Here is a 22,944-nt window from a genome sequence, read left to right as displayed (position 1 = left end):
GCATCACTCGCCGAGTTCAGGCATCGGCAACCTCACCTCCGCGCCACGGGCCGTTACCCGGCACGTCCTGCCACCAGTGCCCGAGGCGGCCCGACGCGAGCCGGGCGAGGTAGTGCAGCCGCCCGTCCGCGGACTGCGTCGCGGTCCCGTCGCCGGCGATCACGGCCGGGACGCCGTCCACCCGGATGACGGTGCTGTCCCAGGGCCCGCTGGCCGGGGATCGCTGCCAGCTGTGGAAGATCCGGTTGTCCGTCGTCCGGGCGAAGTACGCGAGCTTGCCGGAGGCATCGAGCGTGCTGACCGGATCGCCGGCGATCGTGACGGACTCCGCCGCGCCGTCGATCGTGAGCGGCAGCGTGTCCCATCGCCATGGCCCGCTGCCGGGCGACGACTGCCAGCCGTGCACGATCGCGCCGGCCAACGACCGCGCGTGGAACGTGAGCCGTCCAGAGATCTCCTGGGACACCGCCGGTCGCCCTTCGAGGACGGCGGCCACCCCATTACCCCCTTGGCGAATCAGATCGACGGCCCACTGGTCGTTGCCGGGCGCGGTCTCCCACCCGTGCAGCAGCTCGCCGTTGTGCCCGCGGACGAAGTACGTCAACTTCCCGGACGGGTCCTGCACGCTCATCGGATCCGCGCCGACCCGCATCCGACTTCCGCTGCGGTCCAGCACGTACGACGCCAGCCAGGTCGTTGCCCCGGGCGCGGTCTGCCGACCGCGGATCAGATTCCCCTCGGTGGTGCGGGCGAAGTAGGTCAGGCGGCCGAGCGCATCCAGTACGGCGGCCGGCGTACCGGTCAAGGTCGCCCGCGGCCCATTGCCCGGCACCGGATCGACGACGGTGTGCGTCCAGCTGCGATCCAGTCGGCTCCACCGCAGCTGGCCGCTGGTCGTCAGCCCGACCAGGTTCATCCGCTGCGCCACATCGACGACGCCCGCAACGACTCCGGTCACGCCGGCCGCGACACTCGTCACCTCGAACCCGGCGCCGTTCTCTCGGCCGTATCCGATCGTCCCGTCCGCACGCACGGTCTGGAACGTGACCCGCTGCTCGGCGTCCTGGCGCGACCACGTCCCCGGCGTCGGCAGCCCGGTCTTGCTGCGCAGGAATCGGACGCTGTCCAGGTAAACCGTCAGCGCAGCATCCCGCTTGTCCACCCGCAGCTGGATCGATGTGATCCGAGTCAGATCGTTGACCAGTCGCGTCAGCGGTACGACGACGCGCTGCTGCTTGCGCGGCGCGAGATAGAACGGGTTGCCGTCGTCCCGGCGTACCGGGTCGTAGAAGTCGCAGTGCATCACGACCAGTTGGTCGGAGTCGTTGTAGAGGTCGAACGCGACCGCGTCGATCGTCGACCAGTCGTTACGGCCGATCGATTGCGCGGGCTGCCCGTCCTTCTGCGTGTACAGGTAGACCCCGGCCCACGCCGGATCGGTTGCGTTGGCGTTGAAGACCAGCTTCGCTGACCGGCCGCCGGTGGTCGGGTGCTGATCGCTCAGCGTCGCCGATGCCTCCCGGGTGGTCAGCCGCCCGACGTCCGCTGAGGTTTCGAAAGCGTTGATCATGATCTCGTGCGGCGCTGCGACCGGGGCGACCTTGATCGTCCGGGAAAACTTGCTATTGGCAACGGAAATGGCGATCGTCCGTTCACCGGCGGGGAGATCGAGGACGACGCGATGCGTTGCCGAGGGCCCCGAAACGGCGACCGGCGTGCTGGTGACGCCGCCGATGGTCACCGCGGCGTCCTTCAGTGTGATCAGGTCGACCGCCACGTGACCGGCCGTCGGCTGGTCGATCCGGACCAGCGCCGGCGTCGGCCCGAACAGCTGGGCGACCTCGGCGCCGACCTGCGCTCGCACCTGGTGGAAGAAGGCCGGATCGTTCCGGTACGGCGCCAGCCGGTCGTACAGGACGTCGTGGTACGTGCCCAAGCCCCGCTCGGGTTTGGCGACGCCCCAGCTCGCCGCGAGTGCCTCGGCCTTACGGTCGTAGAGGGCGAGATACTCCAGATCCTCGAACCCTTCCCGCATCCACTCCAGTCGCACGGTCCCGGCCGGCCCGTCGACGCCGACCGCATTGCCCGGATACATCAGGAAGCCGTCGCCGGCCTCGGTGTCCAGTCCGAACGGATCGGTCCATCGGTTGCCCGGCTCGTAGCCGTCGCCGGTCCACTTGCCGAAGACCGTGCTCGACCAGAACAGATAGCCCTCGATGCCCAGGTTGTACTGGATCCACGGCAGCAGTCGATGCCCGACGCCGCTGTCGGCGATGAAGACGCCCGGCAGCGGGTAGTGGTGGCTGACCGCCGTGTACCACCAGACCAGATCGCCGCGATCCTTGAGCTGGGCAACGATCTCCGGAAGCTCCGGCTTCGGCACCGTGATCACGAAACACCAGGCGCGGACGAAGTCGAGCAGCTTCTGGACCGGTGGTCGCTCCAGCGTCAGCACATGTGTCAGGTCCGGCGCGACCCGGCTGACCGTCGCGAAGAGCTTGCGGACGTGCTCGTACGCCATGTCCGTCATCGGCTCGTCGGCGTAGTAACCGTAGGCCCGGTCGAGTAATCCCTTGGCCCGCAGGCCGTCCACGAGTTGGCGGAGCTTGACCTCGTCGGTCTGGAAGCCCTTCTCGTAGTCGCCGCTGGTGTAGAGCGGGACGCGGAACCGGACCACCCGCGGATCGCGAAGGTACTGATCCGCCTTGGCCAGGAACTCGGCCGGCTCCGGATCTTGCCCCGGCCCGGGCGCCAACAGATGGGGCTGGTTCGGATGCTGGAGCTTCGGTCTGGTCGAGATCGGGATGTCACTCGACAGCATCCGGTGCTTCAGCTGGAACTCGTAGTACTTGCGCAGCAACGGCTCGTGCCGCGGATCGCCGTACGGGATGTTGTGCGACCGGGCGACCTGCTGGTACCAGATCGACACTGCGGTCGCCGTACTCCACTTCTCCGGCAGCTCGAAGTTCCAGACCTCCAAGTCGATCGGGACGACGACCGGCGTCGTCCCGCCGGTGATCGTGAGCGAGCCGGTGTAGTGGCCGGGCGCGGCGTCGCGCGGGACGTTGACGGTGAACCAGATGCCCTGGTTGGCGCTCGCGTCGACGGCGATCCGCCGCGTCGGGGCGAGCGGCACGAGAGCGTCCGGGTAGGTGCCCGGCCCGTACGGCGCGGAGTCCGGCGGCGTCTTGCTGACGTAGATGTAGCGCTGCTCGAAGACCTCGATCCCGCTCAGCTTCGCGCCGCCCGGGCCGGTCAGCTCACTCGCGGTGACGCCGATCTCGGTCGTGCCGCTCGTCGTCCGGACGACGACCTGGCCGGACTCGTACTCGTTGCGCGCGGCCTGCAGCCGGATCGCGTCGGTCGACGGGCCGAAGGCGCGGTCGCGCTTGATCTTGTCGGCCGGCGCGGGCAGCCAGACGGTGAGCGGGGCAGCCAGCGTTCCCAGACCGGCCGCGGCGGCGGGCTGTAGGCCCAGCGGCGTACCGGCGACGACTGCGCCGGCGCCCATCCAGCCGAGGAGTTGCCGTCTGCCGACGGAGGCGGGGGTGTTCTCGGGCATGGGCGACTCCCTTATTTTGAACGGACTCCATAGATATAAGTCCGCCCCCGGAAGCTGGCAAGCCCCTTCGATTCAGGTGGAAACGGTTGGCCGGGCGTGCGCGGGTAACGGGCCGCTGCCAGCTCCGAGGAGTGCGTCGTTCACCAGGTCGGCCGCGGCGCAGAGCGCGCCCAGGGCGGCCGAGTCCGCCCCGAGCGCGGAGATCTCGAGGCGCGGCATCCGGAGCACGAGCAGCTCGAGCTCCGCGGCGAGCAGCGGGACCAGCAGCTCGCCGTGCGCCGCCAGCGAGCCGCCGAGGACGAGCACCTCCGGATCCAGGATCGACACCACCGCGCCCGCGGTGTTCCCGAGCATCCGGACGTACCGGCGGACGGCGGCGAGCGCCTCCGGCGAACCCTCTTGCGCGGCGTTGAGCGTGTCGGCGACCGGGTCAGCGGTCGGTCCACTCGTCGGCGCGACGCCGCTCAGCGCGAGGAACTCGATCGCACCCTCCCACTTCAGCGCCGGGAACCGGCTGAGATCGCCCGCCGTCCCGCCGAACCCGCTCAGCGGCCGGCCGTCCAGCACCAACCCGAGCCCGGTCCGTCGTCCTGCCTGCAGGAGCACCAAACTCTCTGGCTGCCCAGGCCCGAGCCGCTGCTCGGCCAGCGCGGCCAGCCGGCTGTCGTTGCCGATCTCGATCATGCTGCTCGGGAAGCGGTCGCGCAGCTGGCCGCGGAGGTCGACGCCCGTCCAGTCCGGGATGGCGGCCGACAGCACGATCCGGCCGTCGCCGACGCGGCCGGTGCTGCCGGCGACGATGCCCCAGGCGTCGCCCTGGCCGACCTCGCGCAAACAGTCGGTGATCGCCGTCGCGATCAGGTCGATCCGCTGATCAGCAGGTAGTTCGGGCGTCGTGTCCCGCCGCTGCCAGGCCAGCGCCCGCCCGGTCAGGTCCCCGACGACGACGCGCAGGTTGAACGCCCCGACGTCCACCCCGACCAGCATCCCGGCCCCCGCTGGGTACTCGTACCGCACTGCCGGCCGCCCGCGCCCGCGTACGACCGGCGCCACCTCGCGGATCCAGCCGCTGGCGACCAGGTCTCGCGTCACGTCGCCGACGGAAGCGCGCGCGAGCCCGGTCCGGCGGACCACCTCGGTCAGGGTCTCCGCGCCCGCGCGGATCGCGCCCAGTACGGCCAGCTCGTTGATCCGCCGCAGCCCGCCAAGATCCGTTCCGACCGTCATGCCGCCGAATTATGCCGGAAACCGGCTCAATTCAGTCCGAGTTCATCCAGAACCAGTTGCTCTTGGTGGCCGGGACGCCGGCGGCGAGGAACCCTTCGAGAACCTTGGCCTGGTTGCCTTTCAAGGGCAGCTGGCTGCCCAGGACGCCTTGGTCGATCAGCGCGGCCAGCCCGCCGGCGAGGCGCTCGCGGGCAGGATCGGCGCCCGGCGCGTACGCATCCGCGAGGACGTCGAGGGCGTCGTACGGGGCGTTGACGCTGTAGCCGTACTCACGGCCGGCGTCGGCGCCGAGCGGGGCGTAGTCGTAGAACTCGGTGAAGACGATGCCTTCGGCGCCTCGGCTGGGGTCCACGAGCAGGGTCAGCCGAAACAGACAGTCCGAGGGGCGGTCGGCACGCAGCAGCGTCGCGCGCCACTGCGTGCCGTAGCTTTCGATGTCCACTTGGCAACGTTAGACAGGGGAGTTCAGTAGGTCGAGGGCTGACTGCTGGCGAGCTGAGTCGAGTTTGTCGATCGGGCCGGACCAGCGCAGGCCGTACTGGTCCATGGCCGTCCGGTCGGCGGCGTACGCGCGGTCGGCCTGCTTGCGCAGGTAGGGCGTGTAGGGGCGGTCGGAGAGGGCGTCGTTGAGCTTGGTGAGGGCGCGGGCATAGATGCCCTTGAAGGACGGTCCGTCGCCGCCGCAGTCGCCGTTCTCGCAGGGCTCCCGCAGAATGCCGTCGGAGGTGTGCAGACCGGCCGCACTGGTCGAGGCGTTCGCCAGCTGACGCGCAGTGGTCAGGTACGCCGAGTTGTTGGTCGCCTTGTGCAACTCGGTCAGCGCAGCGATCGGAACGCCCTGGTTGTAGGTCCAGGTGGTGTCGCCGTTGTTGCGGCAGGTGGACAGGTCGATGCCGTCGTTCACCAGGTTGGCGCTGTTGATCATTCCGGTCTGCTGGAACCACGTCCAGCCGCTCTGGGCCCGCTGCAGGTAGGTGGTGTCACCGGGCATCCGGTTGTGCAGTGCGGCGTTCAGCTGGATGTAGAGCGCGTTGGTGATCGCGTTCTTGTAGGTCTTTGCCTGACTCCACCAAACGCCGCCACCGCACACGTTGTCCCAGTGCGCGGCCATGTGGTCGGCGTCGATGCGTGCTGTCTGCAGGTAACGCGCCTCACCGGTCAGGTCGTACGCCGCGATCCACGTCAGCCCCCACCAGCCGGTGTCGTCGATGTAGTCGTTGCGGAACTGGCCCTGGTGCGCATTCAGGTTGAGGTCGTACGTGCGCCCGATGGCGTACTTGTAGCTCTGCATGCCGCTGACCCGGATGTTGTCGATCAGTGCGTTGAGCGCGTTGGCCGAGTTCCACCAACCCGTCGTCCGGAAGAGGCCGGTGGCAAGGTTGTAGTCCTGCATGAGGGCGGTTGCGGCCGCTGTCCGCCGGTCCCACGCGTTCCACGTCGTCCGGGCCCAGGGGGAGCAGGCGATCTCAGGGCGGCTGTTGGCCTTACCGCAAACCCGGAGCGCGCCGACGCCGAGGTTCTGCCAGTCGTCGACGTTGTACATCTGGGTGCGCCAGCCGCGCTGGCCGGCTGGTGTGGTCGTGGCGCCGAGCTTGCTGCCACCGCTCCAGCTGCGGCCGCCGTCCATCGAGCGGTCCAGCCATACCTCGTCGCCGGGGTCGCCATTCTCGACCGAACCCCAGCCCATCGCGTCGGCGTCGGTGAAATGCAGTTTGAAGGTCCGGCCGAACAGCGTGGTCGAGACCGGCACCCGGTCGCCGGGCGCCAAGGCCGGGTCGCGGGCGTCGCAGTACTTGTTGCAGATCGCGGCTTGTGCCGACACAGTGCCCTCCGGTGTCGCCGGCGGCGGGGGCGCGCCGAGCGGGGTGACGAGCAGACTGAGGCTGGAAACGATTCCAAGTAACATCACGAGCCTCCCTGGGGCGGTAGGGGGTGAGCGGTGCACCGAAAGTAGGTGTCCGCCCGAGTGACGTCAAGACATCAAGCCGGCGTCGAACCGGCCGCGGCCGGTCAGAAGGTCAGCAGCGCGGCGAACAGACCCACCGCGAGGACGGCGGTGGCGGTCACGGCGACCCGGCGGCCGCGGATCACCCGCCGGGCGATCGCCGACCGGTCCAGCTCGACGGAACAGGGGTCGAAACCGAGGGCGTCGGCCGGGGCGAAGACACCGCCGACGCGGTCGAGCAGCGGGCGGCAGGCGGCCTGGCGGGTGGCCTCCTGGACGACGCGCTGACGGAGGAACTCCCGGGGCTCCCGATCCGGCACCGGCAACCCCGGGGGCACCGCGCGCTGCACCACCCGGTGCGCGGCCGCGATCCGCCGCGCCCGGCTGAGCGCCGGGGGCAGGATCAGATAGGCCAGATGGGCCAGCGACCGGTACTCGTCCAGCAGCAGCGCCTCGATCATCGGCTCTTCGCGCGTCGGCCCCTGAACCGGCCCCGGGACCAGCGGCGTCTCGACCGTGGCGGTCATGCAACTCCTCAACTCGGCGTACCCCTGGTCCAACGACCCAATCGCTGACCGGTCACGAAGTGCCTGAGTTAGTCTCCCCACATGACCAGTGGTGAAGAGGTAGTAGGCCGGTGGGGCGGCGTCGACGTGAACTTCGGCGAGGAGGGCGGCCGGCTGACGTACGGCAGCTACCTGCGGTTGACCGAGCTGCTCGACCAGCAGCGCCTGGAGTCGGACCCGCCGGCGCACGACGAACTGCTGTTCATCACGATCCACCAGGTCTACGAGCTGTGGTTCAAACAGGTGTTGCACGAGCTGACGGCGTCCCGGGACGCGATGCTGAACGATGAGCTGTGGCTGGCCCAGCATCTGCTCCGCCGGGTGCACACGATCGAGCGCACGCTGACCCAGCAGGTCGACATCCTGGAGACGATGACGCCGCAGGACTTCGGTGAGTTCCGGCACCGGTTGTCACCGGCCAGTGGGTTCCAGTCGGTCCAGTTCCGGGAGATCGAGTTCCTGTCGGCCGCGAAGGACCCGTCGTTCGTCCGGCGGTTCCGCGGCCTGACCGAGGCCGAGACCGCGCGGCTCGACCAGCGCCTGACCGAGCCGACCCTGTGGGACTCGTTCCTCGTCGTCCTCCGAACGGCCGGGTTCGCGACCGACACCGACGACGCAACCAGCGACGCCTTGCGCAAGGTCGCCGGCGACCGCGCCCACTACGGCGCCGTCTGGGAGCTCGCCGAGGCCCTCCTCCAGCACGACGAGCTCGCCGCCGCCTGGCGCGCCCGGCACGTCGTCATGGTCGAGCGGATGATCGGCACCAAGCCCGGCACCGGCGGCTCCTCCGGCGCCAACTACCTCCGCAGCCGCCTCGACCTTCGTTATTACCCGTTGCTGTGGGATCTCCGCTCCAGCCTCTAATCTCACTGCGGTGAAGCTCTACTCGCAGGTCGGTGGACAGCGGTTCTGGCAGCTCTTCGGCGACCTTCTCCTGGTCGCGTGGATCTACGTGTGCGTGCGGGTCGGCTTGCTGGTCTTCAAGATCACCAACGCCCTGGGGACGCCGGGGCGCAAGACCGCGGAGGCCGGCGACGGTCTGGCCGAGGACCTGCGCCGGCTGTCCGACCCGATCGGCAAGGTCCCCGCCGTCGGCGACGAGCTGCGCAGCCCGATCGACGGCGCCGCCGGGGCCGCCGCCCGGATGGCCCAAGCCGGCCGCGACCAGGCCCACGCCGTCGAACAACTCGCCTACGTCCTCGCCGCCGTCACCATCACCCTCCCCATCCTCTTCGCCCTCCTCATCTGGCTCCCGCGCCGCATCCGCTTCATCCGCCGCGCCACCGCCGCCCAGCGCTTCATCGACTCCGCCGCAGACCTCGACCTCTTCGCCCTCCGCGCCATGGCCAACCAGCCCATGCACAAACTCGCCCGCATCTCCGACGACCCCGTCACCGCCTGGCGCCAAGGCGACCCCGCCACCATCCGCCAACTAGCCGCCCTCGAACTCCGCACCACCGGCCTCAAACCGCCTGAGTAGTTAGTTGGGGTGGTTAGGCTCGGGGTATGGCTCGGGTGCTGTTGGTTGAGGACGACGATGCGATTCGGGTGTCGTTGGAGAAGGCGCTGACGGCGGCCGGGCATGTGGTGGCGGCGGTGGGGAGTGGGGCCGCTGGGGTTGCGGGGGTGGCTCGGGATCGGCCTGAGGTGGTGTTGCTGGATCTGGGGTTGCCGGATCTGGACGGGCGGGACGTACTGGCGATGGTCCGGTCGGTGAGTGCGGTGCCGGTGATCGTGGCGACCGCCCGGGACGACGACGCGAGCGTGGTGAAGCTGCTGGACGCCGGCGCCGACGACTACGTGATCAAGCCGTTCAGCTCGGCGCAGATCGACGCGCGGATCCGGGCGGTCCTGCGGCGGCTCGGTACGGATCAGCAGGGCGATCCGACGGTCGACGTCGGTCCGCTGAAGATCGACCCGCGCAGCCGGGAGGTGACGCTGGACGGCGCGCCCGTCGACCTGACGCGTAAGGAGTTCGATCTGCTGCTCGCGTTGTCCCGGCGTCCGGGGACAGTGGTGAGCAAGCGGGAGCTGCTGGCGGAGGTGTGGGGGCTGCCGTGGGGTGGCGGTGACCGGACGGTCGACGTCCACCTGTCCTGGTTGCGGCGCAAGCTCGGTGAGACCGCCGCCGCACCGCGCTTCCTGCACAGCGTCCGCGGAGTCGGCGTGAAGCTCGCCGCTCCCGAGGTCTGACCGTGCGCCGCCGCATCCTGTTGCTCTCGGTCGGTATGACGACGATCGTGCTGGTCGCGTTCGCCGTCCCGCTGATCCTGCTGTTGCGCAGTACGGCGGCCGAGGAGTCCAAGGAGAAGGCCCGCTACCGCGCGGAGAGCGTCGCCTACTACCTCGGCGGCAAGGACAGGGACAAGACCGCCGACGACATCGACGCCTTCATCAGCGGCCTCGCCAACGACGGCCCCGGCCGGATCTCCGTCCGCCTCCCCGACGGGACGACGCTCGGCGACGGCCCGCCCGGTGGCGTGTCGGCCCCGAAACCCTCGCCGACCGCGTACGACGACGACCACAAGGGTCCACCCAAGATCGGCGAGCCCAACTTCCGGCACGTGAACGGCGGTCTGGCCGTCGAGATCGACGTCAACACCCCGAACGGCCCGGCCTCGGTCTGCCTCTATCTGACCGACGACGAGCTGTACGCCGGGCTGACGCCGCGCATCCTGATTCTGGTCGCGGCCGGCGTGCTGGCCCTGTTCGTCAGCATCGTCGGCGCCGAGCTGGTGTCCCGCCGCCTCGCCCGTCCGCTCGAGGAGACCGCCAGTACGGCGGAGCGCCTCGCAGCCGGCGACATAGAGGCCCGGGCGCCAACCAGCGGCCCAACTGAGGTAGCCAAGGTAGGCGCGGCTCTGAACCTACTGGCGGACCGCATCGACGAGGTGATCGCAGTCGAGCGCGAGTCTGTCGCAGACCTCTCACACCGATTGCGGACGCCGCTCACCGCGCTCCGGCTCCAGGTCGAGGCCCTACCGGACCGGGAGCGTGCAGAGGAGCTCAACACCCAGGTCACCAGCCTGGAGCGCACGCTGACCGCAGTCATCAGCGCGGCCCGCCGTCCGCAGCGTGAGGGCCGAGTGCCGCAGTGCGACGCCGTCCAGGTCACCCGGGAGCGGGCCGCGTTCTGGGAGCCACTGTTCGAGGACCAGGGCCGAGAGCTGACCCTCGACCTCCTGACCCCGCCGGCGCTGGTCCGCTCCGCAGCAGAGGATCTGGCGGCCGCTCTGGACGCACTGGTCGAGAACGTCGTGGCCCACACCCCCGACGGGACGCCGGCCCGCATCACGATGGTCCGGATCGAGACCGCGATCCGCATCACCATCGCCGACGAGGGCCCCGGCATCCCGCTCGGCGCGGGGGAGCGCGGTCGCAGCGACCGCGGCAGCACCGGACTGGGCCTCGACATCGCTCGTCGCTACGCCGAGGCCACCGGTGGCCACCTCACCATTCACCGCAACGAAGTCGTCCTGACCCTCGCCGTCCCCTGAGCAGGATCAGGCCATCTGGACTGCGGCGACCGGGGCGGACGTCGGGCCGGGGGAGCCGCCACTCGGCTCGGCGGTGATGCCGAACGTGGTGTTGCCGACGACGTTGCCCTGGACGACCTTCGTCAGGTCACCGGAGGTGAGACCGATCGACACCGCCTTCTGGGAGGCGTCCATCAGCCAGAGCTGCCACACCTTGCCACTCGGCGGCTTGTGCAGATCGCGCAGTACGACGACGACGGCGTCCGCACGGGCCGACATGACCACGGTGGCCTGACCGCCACCGTTGACCGCGCCGTGCGACGTCCGGGCGTCCGGCTGCGACAGCACGGCGGCCATCTGCTCGTTGGTCTGCAGAGCGGACTGTTTGTCGCGGTACTGGTCGACGGCGACTCCGCCGGCACCGGCGATCACCAGCGCTGCGGCAGCCAGCGCGAACACCGACCGTCGGCTGTAGCGCTGCCGGCCGGACCCGCCACTGACCTGCGGTGGCAGCTGCCGGACGCTCTCGATCGCATTGAGGACGTCGGCCTTCAGCCGCGGCGGCGGTGGCAGCGCGACCTGGGTAGCGAGTTTGACCGCTGCCTCACGCAGCTCGGCGACCTCGGTGGTGCAGAACTGGCACGCGGCCAGGTGGGCCTCGAAGCGCGCCCGTTCCTCATCCGGTAGCGCGTCCAGGGCGTATGGACCAGCGAGCGTGTGGACGTCGGGCTCCGTCATCGGGTACCCCCCTTCGTGGTTCCGAGGCAGTCGCGCAGGCGAATCAGGCCGTCGCGCATTCTCGCTTTGATCGTAGGTAGTTTGGCGTCGAGTTGCTGGGCGACCTCGACATAGGTGTAGCCGTTGTAATAGGCCAGGTTGATCGACTCGCGCTGCAGGTCGGTCAGCGTGTCCAGACAGCGCCGGACCTGCTCGGCCTCGAGCCGGGTGCTGACGGTGTCGGCGACCTCGTCGTACTCGACTTCGCCGCTGCGGGCGGCGACCAGCGCCGTCCGGTCGGTCGAGGCCTGCTCGGAGCGGACCCGGTCGACCGCGCGGCGGTGCGCGATGGTGAGGATCCACGCCTGCGCGGAGCCGCGGCCGGCGTCGAAGCGGGTGGCGGTGCGCCAGATGTCGATCATCACCTCTTGGGTCACCTCCTCCGACTGGGCCGGGTTCCGCAGCACCCGACGGATCAGGCCGTAGACCCACGGGCTGATCCGGTCGTAGAGCGTGCTGAAGGCAGCAGTGTCCCCGCTCGCGACCCGCTGCAGCAGATCACTGTCGGAGACTCCCGGACCGGAGTTGCTGCCCGGCCAGGGAAGTGGGATGGAATCCGTCACGCTCGTTTCCTCTGCTCGACCCTCATAGTGACGCCGGATCGGTGCCACCGGCAATCTTTCGCTGTGGCACCGACCCGGCGGACGGCGTTCGTGCGGCGTGGATCAGGCCTTCGGGGGCATCAGGACGGTGTCGATCAGGTAGACCGTGGCGTTGGCGGTCTTGACGCCGCCGCAGACGACGTTGGCGTCGTTGACCTTGAGCGCGTCGCCGGAGCCGGTGACGGTGACGTCCTGCTTCTCGACGGTGGTCTGCTTGCCGACGACGGCGGTCGGGTCGAGCTGGCCCGGGACGACGTGGTAGGTCAGGATCTTGGTGAGCAGGGCGTCGTCCTTCTTGAGGACGTCGATGGTCTTGGCGTCGATCTTGGCGAACGCGGTGTCGACCGGGGCGAAGACGGTGAACTCGCCGCCGTTCAGGGTGGAGACGAGGTTGACCTTCGGGTTCAGCTGGCCGGACACGGCCGCGACGAGGGTCTTGAGCAGCGGGTTGCCCGAGGCAGCGGTGGCCAGGGGCGCGGCGGCCATGCCGTCGATCGAGCCGGCGCCGTCCGGGTTGGCCTTCGCGTAGTCGGCGCAGCCGGGGCCGACGAGGCCGGCGGCGTTGTCCATGGACGGCGCGCTCGACGGGGCGCTGGTCGGGGCGGACGTCGGCTGGGACGCGGGGGCGTCGCCGGAGTTGCTGTCGCCACCGCCACAGGCCGCGGTCGCCAGGATCAGGGCCATCGAAGCTGCGGCGAGGCCGACGCGAGCGAAGTTCTTGGGCATGACGATCTCTTTCCTGGGGAGAAGTCCGTGAGCGAAGGTCGCTCACACCAAGCAATTCGCCGCTGCCGGAGCCCCGGATGGGTCTGCCGCGAAAAAAGTTTCAACCCCGGGTGATCCGCACCGCGCCGTCCCCGGTGCGGAGGTCCCAGCCGTCCGGATACTTGGCCAGAACCGTGCCCGGAGCCGCGGTGCCCGGAGCGGCGAGCGCGGTGGCGCCGCTGACGAGCACCTGCTCGCCCTGGACGATCGCCGTCGCGCGCGGTGCGATCACGTTGAGCGCGGCGGTCTTGCGGACGATCGTCGCCGTCGGCTCCGTCAGGTCGAGCTCGGCCTCCGCCGGCGTGAAGACCCCGGCGTACGACGAACCGTCGGCCGGCTGGACGAGCCCGGGGTCACCCGCGAAGGCCTTCGCACCGGCCTCGTCGAGCGCGTCGGACAACAGCTCTACCCAGCTCTTGAAGAGCGTCGCCGCCGTGAGCTCAGCAGGCAATGGCGCCTGCCGCCGCGACATCACTGCTCCGGTGTCGAACTCGGCGTCCGTCCGGTGCACTGTCACATCCACTGTCGTCGCACCTTCGTAGATCACCCGCGCCGGGTTCGGCCCGCGCCCCTCTGGCAGCCGCGACGGGTGCAGGTTCAAGGCGCCGTACGTCGGGATCCGCAGGATCTCGGCCGGCAGCAACCGCGGAAACGCTGCTGAGACCACCAGATCGGGCTGGAGCGCCTCTACGGTCGCTGCAGCCGTGGACCGCAGCTTTCCGGTCGTCAGCACACTCACCTCACCAGCCAGCGCGTCCACGAACGGTGTGCTGCCGGTGCCGTAGCGGCCGGGCTGCGGCGGCGTCGTCACGACCAGCACGACCTCATGTCCGTTACGCGCCGCCCAGTCCCCGATGATCCGGTAGCTCGGCACATACGCGCTCATAGCAACGATTCGCACGATCTCCTCCAATTAGTGCGCAGCATCGTGAATAACGGTCTCCCGGACCGCCAGCACGGCACTGCGTAGGTCTGTGAGTGGTACCGAGCCCAGTGCGAGCCGCAGCGCCTGTGGAACGACTGGAGTGGCGCTGAAGGGCGTTGCTGTGGACACAGCGATGCGTCGACGGGCCAGATCGGCCACTACCCGATCCGGTCGCGCGTCCTGCGGTAACGGCAGCCATCGGAAGTACGACGTCCCGTGGCCGACCGACGGTAGGTCGCCCAGCGCCGCAACGGCGACGGCAACCCTCTCCCGCGCGTCAGCCCGCTTCTGCACCTCCAGACGATCGACTGTGCCATCAGCGAGCCACCGGCAGGCAATGGCCGCGGTCAGCCCAGGTGTCTGCCACGTCGTCGCCCGGATGACCCGCTCGAACGGACCGACCAGCTCCGTCGGGACGACGACGTAGCCGATCCGCAGCCCGGTCGCGACGCTCTTCGACAGTCCGGAGACGTAGACCGTCCGCTCCGGTGCCAGCATCGCCAACGGCGGCGGCGCGTCCTCGACGAGATAGGCGTACGTCGCGTCCTCGATGAGCATCAACTCGTGGAGCTGGGCCAGCGCGACCAGCCGATCCCGCTGCGCCCGGTCGAGCACCCAGCCGAGCGGATTGTGCAGCGTCGGCATCACATAGACCGCCCGGACCGGACGCCGTCGGCACAGCTGCTCGAGGGCGTCGAGATCCGGCCCGGTCGCCGTCACCGGGACGGGCGCCAGCTCCAGCCCGAGGGTGCGCGCGAGCACCACGAACCCTGGGTAGGTGACCGCGTCGACCGCGATCACATCACCAGCCTGGAACAACGCCATCGCGGCCACCGACAGCCCTTGCTGCGCGCCGTTCACGATCAGCACTCGCTCACGGCCGACCTGCAGCCCGTGGCCGAGCAGGTGCCGAGCTACGGCCTCCCGGTCCTGCGACCGGCCGCGGTGCGGCTGGTACCGCAGCAGCGCATCGAGGTCACCCGAGGCCGCCACGTCGCGCAGGGCCTGGCGCAGCAGCTCGGCCTGCCCGGGCACCGACGGCGAGTTGAAGCTGAGGTCGATCGCGTCGACCGCGACCGAGCCCTGGTCGAACTCCGCGCTCGCGACCGCGAGATCCCGGACGAACGTGCCGCGGCCCTGCTCCCGGCTGACCAGGCCCATCGCCGCGAGTTCGGCGTACACGCGGGACGCCGTGACGATCGCGATGCCCTCCGCGGCCGCGAGCTGCCGGTGCGTGGGCAGCCGCGTCCCGGCCGGCCACCGCCCGGCCCGGAGCTGCGCCGCGAGCGTGTCGACCAGCGCCTTGTACTTCGGGGTCCGCACCGGCCCAGTGTATGCAGGACAATTCCTGGATCGTCCTGGGTCGGCCGCTCTACGGTCCCGCTATGCATCTCGCGATCCTGACCTTCGACGGTTACAACGAACTCGACTCGCTGATCGCCCTCGGCATCCTGAATCGCGTCAAGGGCTGGCAGGTGTCGATCGCCGGCCCGACGCCTCGCGTCCGGTCGATGAACGGCGTCGTGATCGACGCGACGATCGGCCTCGACGAGGCCTGCGCGGCGGACGCCGTCCTGGTCGGCAGCGGCAGCAAGACCCGGGAGGTGGTCGAGGACCCGGCGATCATGGCCACCTTGCGAGCACTCGATCCGGACCGGCAGCTGATCGGCGCGCAGTGCTCCGGCGCGCTCGTACTGGCGAAACTCGGCCTGCTGGACGGCGTTCCGGCCTGTACCGATCTGATCACCAAGCCGTGGGTGGTCGCGGCCGGCGTCGACGTCCTCGAGCAGCCGTTCTTTGCCCGCGGCAACCTTGCGACCGCGGGCGGCTGCCTGGCGTCGACGTATCTGGCGACCTGGGCGATCGCCCGGCTGCACGGGCTCGACGCGGCGACCGCGGCGATGCACTACGTCGCTCCGGTCGGCGAGAAGGACGAATACGTCACCAGGGCGCTGCGGAACGTGACGCCGTACCTGGCCCCCGCGCTGACCTGAGCGGAGCGGCGCAAAACTGGGGCATCGGATTTCCTATCGGATCTTGACGGACTTACTTAACCCGATCAAGATTCCAATATCCTATTCGATCTGCCGCCAGAAGGTCGTCGCTCATGACCAGATCCACACGTTCCAAGGTGGTGCGAGGCCTGTTCGCCGGCCTCGCGCTCGCCGTCCTCATCCCGGCCGCGTCGTCCTCCGCGGCCCCGATCCCCGGGCCGGGCGCCACCCCCGATGCCGCCGTCCAGCCCGGTGCGGCGCCGCCCGCGCCGCCGGCCGCGAGCACCGCGACGCCGGGTCCTGGTGGGCCGGCGGGCGCCAAGGCGAACAAGCCGTACATGGGCTGGAGCAGCTACAGCATGCAGGTGTACGCCGGGAACGGCAGCACCTGGATCAACGCCAAGCAGATCAAGGCGCAGTCCGACGCGATGAAGAAGAAGTTGCAGCCCTACGGCTACAACTACATCAACATCGACGCCGCCTGGAACGAGGGGATCGACGCCTACGGCCGCCCGACCCCGAGCGCGAAGAACTTCCCGGACGGCTTCCAGTCCGTCATCGACCACATCCACAAGAACGGCCAGAAGGTCGGGATCTACGCGATCCCCGGGATCGGCCAGCAGGTGATCGACGCGAACCTGCCGGTCTACGGCGCCCCGGAGTGCAAGACCGGTGACCTGCCGGTCCGGCCGCTGCAGAAGGCCGACTACTGGGGAATCGGGTTCAAGATCGACTTCTCCAAGCCCTGTGGGCAGAAGTACATCGACTCGATCGCCGACCTGATGGGCTCCTGGGGGATCGACTTCCTCAAGTTCGACAGCGTGACGCCGGGTTCCGGCGTCAGCAACCTGACGCTGGACGCGCGCGACGACGTGAAGGCCTGGTCGACCGCGCTGGCCAAGCACAAGATCTGGCTCGAGCTGTCCTGGGCGCTCGACATCAACTACGCCGACTACTGGAAGCAGTACGCGAACGGCTGGCGGATCGACTGGGACGTCGAGTGCTACTGCGAGGGCACCGCGCTGACGGCCTGGCCGAATATCAACCGGCTGTTCCCGAAGCTCGCCGACTGGTGGCGGCACGCCGGCCCCGGCGGCTGGAACGACCTCGACTCACTGAACGTCGGCAACGGCCAGATGGACGGCCTGACCAAGGACGAGCGCCGGACGGCGGCCACGCTGTGGGCCGTTTCCGCGGCGCCGATGTACATCGGCAACGACATGACGCGTCTCGACCAGTACGGCATCGACCTGCTCACCAACCGCGAGGTCATCGCGGTCAACCAGGCCGGTCGCCCCGCGCAGCCCGTCCCGACCAAGACGAACCGGCAGGTCTGGTACGCGCTGAACGCCGACAACACCTACACCGTGGCGCTGTTCAACCTCGGCCAGACCGACGCGAACATGACCGCGACCTTCGCCGACCTCGGCCTGGAGGGCTCCGCGACCGTCCGCGACCTGTGGGCGAAGAAGGATCTCGGCAAGTTCACCGGCAGCTTCACGGCCGCCGACGTCCCGATCCACGGCGCGCGGCTGTTCAAGGTGACGCCGCAAGCCGGCGCCAAGATTCGCGTCAACGACGACGATCTGCGGACGTCGTACTCCGGTGAGTGGAAGCGCAACGCGAACTTCGAGGTGCCGGCCGTCTCCGAGCCGCTGACCGTGACGGTCTCCGACTCCGCGCCCGCGAAGGCCGCGGCCGCGAACGCCGGTACCCGCACGATCGAGGTCAACAACGACAGCTCGCAGATCGTCTACACCGGTTCGTGGAGCCGCAGCTCGGGCCGCGGGCTCGGCGACTACCAGGACGACGTCCAGTACACCGAGGCGAACGGCGACGCGTTCTCCTACACGTTCGTCGGGAACGGCGTCGACTACGTCACCGAGACCCACAACTCCCAAGGCGAGGTGGACATCTACATCGACGGCCAGCTCAAGCAGACCGTCAACACGTACCAGGCCGAGGGCCGGGGCGCGCAGCAGGTCGTCTACAGCATCTCCGACCTGCCGAACGGCACGCACACCATCCGCGGCGTGAAGAAGTCCGGCCAGTTCATGCTGGTCGACAAGCTGAACGTGCGGCAGGAGAGCCTGCTGAACCCGGATGCGGCGAACTTCAACAAGGCCCAGCCCGCCGACGTCAGCACTGTGATCGGCCGCGACTCCGGTGAACTCCTCGCCGTCTCCAAGGCCGGTCAGGACCTGGTCAAGGGCACCGACTACACCGTCAGCGGCAGCACCGTCACGATCAAGGCGGCGTACCTCGCCAAGCAGCCGGTCGGCGCCACGCCGCTCGACTTCCGCTTCCGCGGTGATCACCACGACGACATCCACGCCGCGACCGCGAACGGCGCGAGCGTCACCACCACCTTCAAGGGCACCGCGGTCGAATGGTCGACCGCACTCGCCCCCGACCAGGGCAACGCCGACGTCTACCTCGACGGCAAACTCGTCCGCCGAGTCAGTCTGCACAACGCCACCCGCGTCACCAACCGCGTCGCCTTCAGCGCGACCAACCTGGCGAACACCCAGCACACGTTGAAGATCGTCAAGGTCTCCGGCGACGCGCTCCGCCACGACACCATCCGCTACACCACGAGATAACCCTGGATCGGCGGGGCAGCTCCTGCCCGAGCTGCCCCGGCACTACGGACCCGAGTCAGCGCAGCAGATACGCGCGAATCGTCGTGATGCGCACCGCATTACCGTCCGGCGCCTCGGCCGAAGCCCGCAGCGACACGGGCACCGCTTTGGCCGGGTGCGTGACTACGGCCGACCAGCCGCTCCCCGTCCGGGTCAGGGACGCCGGTTGCCAGGTCGCGCCATCGTCGTACGAGACCTCGACCGACCGGACCGTCGCCGCCGGGCCAGTGGTCCCGGACTGCCGCCCGACCGTGACCGGGATGCTGAATCGGCGTCCCGCGGGGGCCGAGTTCTTGAGGTCCACGGCCGGGTCGAACCCGATGGTCAGCAGTGGCAACGGGCCGTCGCCCTTGGCCGGGGTTGTCCAGTCGGCGGAGACCTTGGTGGACAGCCAAGATTCGGGGGAGTGTCGCTCCACCTCCGCCGTCAGCCTGAGCTGCTTGGCGGCAGTCGGTACGGCGAATTCGCCGGTGCCTGGTGTCGTGCTCTCACCCACCTGCTTGCCGTCCGCGAACAGGCGGGTGACACCGCTGTCGCCCCGGCTGGAGTGGTCGTCGCCGACGAAGCCCTGGTGGCCGGCCGAGTCGGAACGCAAGGGGAGATAGGCCCGCAGGATGCCGGAGTCGATACTGGCCAATGGGACCGACTCCCCCCAGGGGTGCAGCCCGTTGAGGGCCGGCGTCAGGGCCGCCTTTCCCCAGTTCTCGCGGATCGGGCCGGGCCGGTAGGTGTTGTCGCCGCGCAGTCCCTGGTTTCCGTAACGGACGCTGTAGAGCCACGAGATGGGCGCCGGTGACAGCAGGCGGAGCTGCCGGGTGCCTACCGGAACGCGGAGCGGAAAGTCGAACATCTCCATCGGGCCCGCGATCGGGCTCTGGTTCGCGTAACCGATCGACTCGTTGTCGGCCAAGGCGTGGAATCCGGTGTCCACCGCGGCCAGTTCACGATCGGACGCACGGTAGGTACGCGCCGGCAGGGTGCCGCCGAACCGGGGGAAGGCCAGATCGTAGACATACGGCGAGATGCCCCGGCCCTCCAGGACGGCCGTGCGGGCCTTGGCCAGTTGGCGTCCGACCCGGTCGAGCGTGATCACGACCGGTAGCTCTTCGTCGCCCACTCGCAGCGTGACGAGCTCGGTCAGATAGATGGCGGCCGCCTTGGCACCGGCCGCGGCCAGGCCGCGCACGCGATCGATGTACTGCTGGGATTCGGTCGCGTCGAGGGTGAACACCGCGAGTTTTCCGATCAGGTTCTTGCCGGCGAGCTCTTCGGGGCGGGCGTGTCCGACATCGACCACGTCGAGGGTGTGCCGGCGCTGAAGGCGAAAGTCCTCTTCGACCCATTCGACCGGGATCGACGTCCGGGTCGGTGTGGTGATGGTCAGCGCGGCCTCCGGGCGGGCCGATTGAACGCGGAAGGACGACCGCAGGTGGGGCGCTGTGGTCTCCACCGAGTAAAGCTCCGCCTGACCCCCGGAGGTCAGGCCGAAGCTGCTGTCGCCGACGGCGATCTCGGCGCCGATCCGCTGGTCCGTGATCTGCGCGTCCGGCCGATCGACGCGGACGCCGACGGGCTTGCCCTTGCGGGCATCGAGGGTGAGCTCTCGCGGGCCGGCGACCCTGAACTCGGCTTCGGCGACGCTGGTCATCGTGGGCCGCCACTGGCCCGCGACCCGAGCGAAGACCGCGGCGATCGCCGAGTAGCGGCCGGCCGGCAGGTCGATCGTCTCCCCGGGGCCGGCGAAGTACCAGGTGTTCGGCTGGTCGAGATCGGCGATGACCGCGTGGCTCGGGTTGATCGCCGACTGGCCGTCCCGGCCGGTGAGGTTGACAGTCACCGGGTGCTCGGCCGACTTCGCGGCCTTCGGCGGCGCCGGTTGGGCGGCGGCTGCCGCGCGCAGACCGGTCGGGTCGTCGAGTGCGGGCAGACGCCGTCCGGCCCGGTCGTCATATCCCTGGCGGGCGAGCGCGGTGACGTTGAAGAGCCGACGGTCGACCTGTCCGGACCTGATCAGTTGCACGGCGTCGAGCGGGATGACGACCGTTCCGTCCGGACCGTCGTACCGAAAGAAGTCCTTGTCGGACTGAAGCGCCACCCGGCCAGTCGACTCGACCCGAACCTGGTCGCCGCTGACGAGAGTGATCGTTCGGGTGTCGGGCAGCGGTGGACCCTGCGCCGCGGCGGCGGTGCGGACGCCGGTCAGCATGAGGAGTGCGGTCGTCAAAGCAACCGCTCGGACTAAGGTTGTTCGCGGACTACTATGCATTCCATAATAGTATGCAGAGCACAGGACCGAGGCAGAGGGTTTCGATCAGGATTGAACGGGCGGCCGCCAGACCGAGTCAACCAACTCCGTTTCCCCTTGCAGGTAACAGATTTGACCCGTTGAGGTGCCGATACTGACGGCTCTGCCGGGCGAGCCGGTGGAGTACGAGGGGAGATGCGCACCATGACTGCACGCATGCTTCGGGTGGCGGCTACGGCCGGCGCGGCTGTTGCACTGACCGCCGCGACCGCACTGACGGCGACGCCCGCTTCCGCCGCGTCTTGCTACGCCAGCGGCGGCAACCTGTACTGCGGCAACGACTACAACGCGGGCGTCTACAAGTTCGCCCGCTTCAGCAACCCGTCGACGGGTAACCCGGAGGGCCCCATCGACCGCCTGCACTCGACCCACAGCTACTTCAAGTGCTGGAAGAACGGCGTCGAGCACGGCGGCCGCAACACGGTTTGGTACTACACCTACGGCGACGTCAGCGGCGCCTGGGGCTACGTCCCCGCCAGCCAGGTCCACACCCCGCGCGACCCCTTCCCCGGCGTCAACCCCTGCTGATCACCGACGCCAAGGACATGACGTAGTCGTGTACGTAGATCGCGGCGCCCGCGGGGGAGGTCCGCGCGGGCGCCGGATCGGGTCAGTACCTCATGTCGTTAGCGTCGGTGCGTCGATGGACCAGTACCAGTCGTTGTCGCCGTTGGTGAGGGACCAGGTGACGCGGAGCTGGCGGGCGTTGGCGGGGACGGGTAGTTCGAGGCGTTCGGATTTGGCGATGGCGTCGGCGGTGTAGGTGAGGACTGTTTGCTCGGGGCCGTTGTCGAAGGAGATGTGGACCTGGGCGGTCTCGGCGCCGCTCTTCAGGTAGTGGGACTGGAAGGTGAGGACAGCGCGGGTGGCGCCGGTGACGTTGTAGGGGGTTGAGGTCAGGCGGCTGTTGAAGCGGCCGGTGCGGGTTCGGTCCGACCACTCGTCGGAGTCGGCGACGGCGAAGATGCCGCGGGCGCGGACGTTGCTTTCGCGCTGCTGGTCCGGTGCGGCGCGAGTCCAGAAGTCGTCGGTGGTGAAGGACCAGCCGCGCCACTCGCGGACGCCGCCCGTGCCCATCGCGCTGTCGTCGATCGACCACCCGGCCGGCGGTGTCTTCGTCCAGCCCAGCACGGACGCCGGTACGCCGGTTTCGTCGAGCCGCGGCTGCAGGGTCAGCTCGTCGAACGGGTCCGTGCTCGCCGTCCCGAGCGGTCGCCCGTCCAGGTCGGCGTGGACGCCGAACGTCGCGAGCACGGTTGCCGCGATATCGACGTTCTTGACCGGTGCGGAGCCGGTCGGCGTACTGGAGATGACGAACGACGCTCGCTCGGCGGGCGAGCTCCCGCCATGGCCGCCGGAGTTCGTGTGCCCGTGGTCGGCGGTGACCAGGAAGCGCCAGGCCTCCTGGTCGTACGTCGGCCGGCTCTTGATCGCCGCGATCAGCTTCGCGATGTGCCGATCGGTCTGCTCGAGCGCCGTCCGGTAACACGCTCCGGCCGCGCCGCAACTGTGGCCGGCGATGTCGACGTTCCCGAAGTACACGAACGAGGCATCCGGCCCGCTGTCCCGCAGGTACGCCGATGCCTCGTCGGCGATCCGCGCGTCGGCGGCGGCCCAGCCGAGGGCGTCGCCGTCCAGGTTCACCCGGCGCTGGACCTCGGGCGAGAAGATCGCCTGCCCGGCCGAATCCGAGGTCAGCGGCGTCCAGTCGGCGATCGCGTACGTCGACAGCTCCGGCCGGGCGCGCTCCAGCCGGGTCAGGAAGTCGGGGTACTGGGTGAGCCCGGTCGACGGCCCCCAGCTGTTACTCAGCACGCGGTGCTTGTCCGGCCAGACGCCGGTCGCGTTCGTCGCCCACCCCGGCCCGGACAGGGTCGGCGCGAACGGCTGCGCGTACAGCGCCGTCCGATGCGCCTGGCCCGCGGCGATCAGCCCCTTCAGTGCTGGGGTGTCGAAGGCCTGGATCTTGTCGAGCATGGCCCCGTCGATCCCGATCACCACCACCTTCGGGATCGGCGCGGCAGCGGCAGACGGGGCGGCCAGCGCGGCGGCGGCAGCCAGGACGGCGAGAGGTAACAGGGCGGCGGTTCTCTTCACGGCGATCTCCCATCGAATGGTCCGGACCAATGTTCCAATCAGGGGAGATCCCGTCAACGGT

At 69.4% G+C, this 22,944-nt stretch carries 19 protein-coding genes; 7 read left to right on the top strand and 12 right to left on the bottom strand.

The features are described from left to right. Positions 1-16: 16 nt before the first annotated feature. From ACZ6ZD_RS37005 to ACZ6ZD_RS36985, 5 genes are all read right to left on the bottom strand, one after another. The gene (locus ACZ6ZD_RS37005) at positions 17-3,562 is read right to left on the bottom strand and encodes a DUF8189 domain-containing protein (protein ID WP_465679210.1); all 3,546 of its coding nucleotides are present in this window, start codon (positions 3,560-3,562) and stop codon (positions 17-19) included. A 72-nt stretch (positions 3,563-3,634) separates the two neighbouring features. Then, positions 3,635-4,789 (bottom strand): ROK family protein, encoded by a 1,155-nt coding sequence (locus tag ACZ6ZD_RS37000; RefSeq protein ID WP_465679209.1) that lies wholly within the window; start codon positions 4,787-4,789, stop codon positions 3,635-3,637. Between the two features lie 31 nt (positions 4,790-4,820). Next, positions 4,821-5,231 carry a hypothetical protein gene (locus ACZ6ZD_RS36995; RefSeq protein WP_465679208.1) on the bottom strand — a complete coding sequence of 137 codons (411 nt, stop codon included), beginning with the start codon at positions 5,229-5,231 and terminating at the stop codon, positions 4,821-4,823. A gap of 9 nt (positions 5,232-5,240) precedes the next feature. Next, entirely contained in the window at positions 5,241-6,695 is a 1,455-nt protein-coding gene (locus ACZ6ZD_RS36990; RefSeq protein WP_465679206.1) for a glycoside hydrolase family 76 protein, read from the bottom strand. A 104-nt stretch (positions 6,696-6,799) separates the two neighbouring features. Next, positions 6,800-7,261: a hypothetical protein gene (locus ACZ6ZD_RS36985; RefSeq protein ID WP_465679205.1), complete on the bottom strand. Its 462-nt coding sequence runs from the start codon at positions 7,259-7,261 to the stop codon at positions 6,800-6,802. Positions 7,262-7,342: 81 nt separating this feature from the next. Here ACZ6ZD_RS36985 and ACZ6ZD_RS36980 point away from each other — a divergent pair, with 81 nt between their 5' ends. Genes ACZ6ZD_RS36980 through ACZ6ZD_RS36965 form a run of 4 tightly spaced genes read left to right on the top strand, consistent with a single transcriptional unit; the run spans position 7,343 to position 10,797 of the window. Beyond that, entirely contained in the window at positions 7,343-8,164 is an 822-nt protein-coding gene (locus ACZ6ZD_RS36980; protein WP_465679204.1) for a tryptophan 2,3-dioxygenase, read from the top strand. A gap of 10 nt (positions 8,165-8,174) precedes the next feature. Continuing rightward, a complete protein-coding gene (locus tag ACZ6ZD_RS36975) occupies positions 8,175-8,780 on the top strand; it encodes a hypothetical protein (RefSeq protein WP_465679202.1) in 606 nt (201 codons plus the stop codon). A gap of 26 nt (positions 8,781-8,806) precedes the next feature. Continuing rightward, complete coding sequence (locus ACZ6ZD_RS36970) at positions 8,807-9,493, top strand: response regulator transcription factor (RefSeq protein WP_465679201.1); 687 nt, start codon at positions 8,807-8,809, stop codon at positions 9,491-9,493. Between the two features lie 2 nt (positions 9,494-9,495). Continuing rightward, positions 9,496-10,797, top strand: a complete 1,302-nt coding sequence (locus ACZ6ZD_RS36965; protein WP_465679200.1) for a sensor histidine kinase — start codon at positions 9,496-9,498, stop codon at positions 10,795-10,797. 6 nt (positions 10,798-10,803) lie between these two features. On the opposite strand, the gene ACZ6ZD_RS36960 is transcribed toward ACZ6ZD_RS36965, so the two are convergent. The 5 genes from ACZ6ZD_RS36960 to ACZ6ZD_RS36940 all read right to left on the bottom strand — a co-directional run bounded on the left by ACZ6ZD_RS36960 (position 10,804) and on the right by ACZ6ZD_RS36940 (position 15,168). After that, on the bottom strand, positions 10,804-11,514 hold the full coding sequence (locus ACZ6ZD_RS36960; protein WP_465679199.1) for an anti-sigma factor: 711 nt from the start codon (positions 11,512-11,514) through the stop codon (positions 10,804-10,806). Next, on the bottom strand, positions 11,511-12,116 hold the full coding sequence (locus ACZ6ZD_RS36955) for a sigma-70 family RNA polymerase sigma factor (RefSeq protein WP_465679197.1): 606 nt from the start codon (positions 12,114-12,116) through the stop codon (positions 11,511-11,513). The genes ACZ6ZD_RS36960 and ACZ6ZD_RS36955 overlap by 4 nt, the downstream gene beginning before the upstream one ends. A gap of 102 nt (positions 12,117-12,218) precedes the next feature. Beyond that, positions 12,219-12,881 carry a fasciclin domain-containing protein gene (locus ACZ6ZD_RS36950; RefSeq protein WP_465679196.1) on the bottom strand — a complete coding sequence of 221 codons (663 nt, stop codon included), beginning with the start codon at positions 12,879-12,881 and terminating at the stop codon, positions 12,219-12,221. Between the two features lie 100 nt (positions 12,882-12,981). Further along, entirely contained in the window at positions 12,982-13,821 is an 840-nt protein-coding gene (locus ACZ6ZD_RS36945; RefSeq protein WP_465679195.1) for a methionyl-tRNA formyltransferase, read from the bottom strand. Between the two features lie 12 nt (positions 13,822-13,833). Then, entirely contained in the window at positions 13,834-15,168 is a 1,335-nt protein-coding gene (locus ACZ6ZD_RS36940; protein WP_465679194.1) for an aminotransferase-like domain-containing protein, read from the bottom strand. 62 nt (positions 15,169-15,230) lie between these two features. Between ACZ6ZD_RS36940 and ACZ6ZD_RS36935 the strand changes: the two genes are divergently transcribed. After that, complete coding sequence (locus ACZ6ZD_RS36935) at positions 15,231-15,839, top strand: DJ-1/PfpI family protein (RefSeq protein WP_465679193.1); 609 nt, start codon at positions 15,231-15,233, stop codon at positions 15,837-15,839. A 113-nt stretch (positions 15,840-15,952) separates the two neighbouring features. Then, entirely contained in the window at positions 15,953-18,442 is a 2,490-nt protein-coding gene (locus ACZ6ZD_RS36930) for a X2-like carbohydrate binding domain-containing protein (RefSeq protein WP_465679191.1), read from the top strand. A gap of 55 nt (positions 18,443-18,497) precedes the next feature. Here the strand turns inward: ACZ6ZD_RS36930 and ACZ6ZD_RS36925 are convergent, their stop codons facing one another. Next, positions 18,498-20,705 (bottom strand): hypothetical protein, encoded by a 2,208-nt coding sequence (locus ACZ6ZD_RS36925; protein ID WP_465679190.1) that lies wholly within the window; start codon positions 20,703-20,705, stop codon positions 18,498-18,500. A gap of 225 nt (positions 20,706-20,930) precedes the next feature. On the opposite strand from ACZ6ZD_RS36925, the gene ACZ6ZD_RS36920 reads away from it, so the two are divergent. Next, positions 20,931-21,314: a hypothetical protein gene (locus tag ACZ6ZD_RS36920; protein ID WP_465679189.1), complete on the top strand. Its 384-nt coding sequence runs from the start codon at positions 20,931-20,933 to the stop codon at positions 21,312-21,314. Between the two features lie 90 nt (positions 21,315-21,404). Here the strand turns inward: ACZ6ZD_RS36920 and ACZ6ZD_RS36915 are convergent, their stop codons facing one another. After that, the gene (locus tag ACZ6ZD_RS36915; protein WP_465679187.1) at positions 21,405-22,883 is read right to left on the bottom strand and encodes an alkaline phosphatase family protein; all 1,479 of its coding nucleotides are present in this window, start codon (positions 22,881-22,883) and stop codon (positions 21,405-21,407) included. Positions 22,884-22,944 lie beyond the last annotated feature (61 nt).

The sequence above is a fragment of the Kribbella sp. NPDC104218 genome (assembly GCF_055584105.1).
Note: the sequence above shows the minus strand (reverse complement) of the source record. Positions and strands in the feature narration are given on the sequence as shown.

Bases quoted from the DNA above. Each gene is read 5' to 3' on its own strand.
- ACZ6ZD_RS37005 (WP_465679210.1), bottom strand. From the start codon at position 3,562: ATGCCCGAGAACACCCCCGCCTCCGTCGGCAGACGGCAACTCCTCGGC.
- ACZ6ZD_RS37000 (WP_465679209.1), bottom strand. From the start codon at position 4,789: ATGACGGTCGGAACGGATCTTGGCGGGCTGCGGCGGATCAACGAGCTG.
- ACZ6ZD_RS36990 (WP_465679206.1), bottom strand. From the start codon at position 6,695: ATGTTACTTGGAATCGTTTCCAGCCTCAGTCTGCTCGTCACCCCGCTC.
- ACZ6ZD_RS36985 (WP_465679205.1), bottom strand. From the start codon at position 7,261: ATGACCGCCACGGTCGAGACGCCGCTGGTCCCGGGGCCGGTTCAGGGG.
- ACZ6ZD_RS36980 (WP_465679204.1), top strand. From the start codon at position 7,343: ATGACCAGTGGTGAAGAGGTAGTAGGCCGGTGGGGCGGCGTCGACGTG.
- ACZ6ZD_RS36970 (WP_465679201.1), top strand. From the start codon at position 8,807: ATGGCTCGGGTGCTGTTGGTTGAGGACGACGATGCGATTCGGGTGTCG.
- ACZ6ZD_RS36960 (WP_465679199.1), bottom strand. From the start codon at position 11,514: ATGACGGAGCCCGACGTCCACACGCTCGCTGGTCCATACGCCCTGGAC.
- ACZ6ZD_RS36950 (WP_465679196.1), bottom strand. From the start codon at position 12,881: ATGCCCAAGAACTTCGCTCGCGTCGGCCTCGCCGCAGCTTCGATGGCC.
- ACZ6ZD_RS36935 (WP_465679193.1), top strand. From the start codon at position 15,231: ATGCATCTCGCGATCCTGACCTTCGACGGTTACAACGAACTCGACTCG.
- ACZ6ZD_RS36930 (WP_465679191.1), top strand. From the start codon at position 15,953: ATGACCAGATCCACACGTTCCAAGGTGGTGCGAGGCCTGTTCGCCGGC.
- ACZ6ZD_RS36920 (WP_465679189.1), top strand. From the start codon at position 20,931: ATGACTGCACGCATGCTTCGGGTGGCGGCTACGGCCGGCGCGGCTGTT.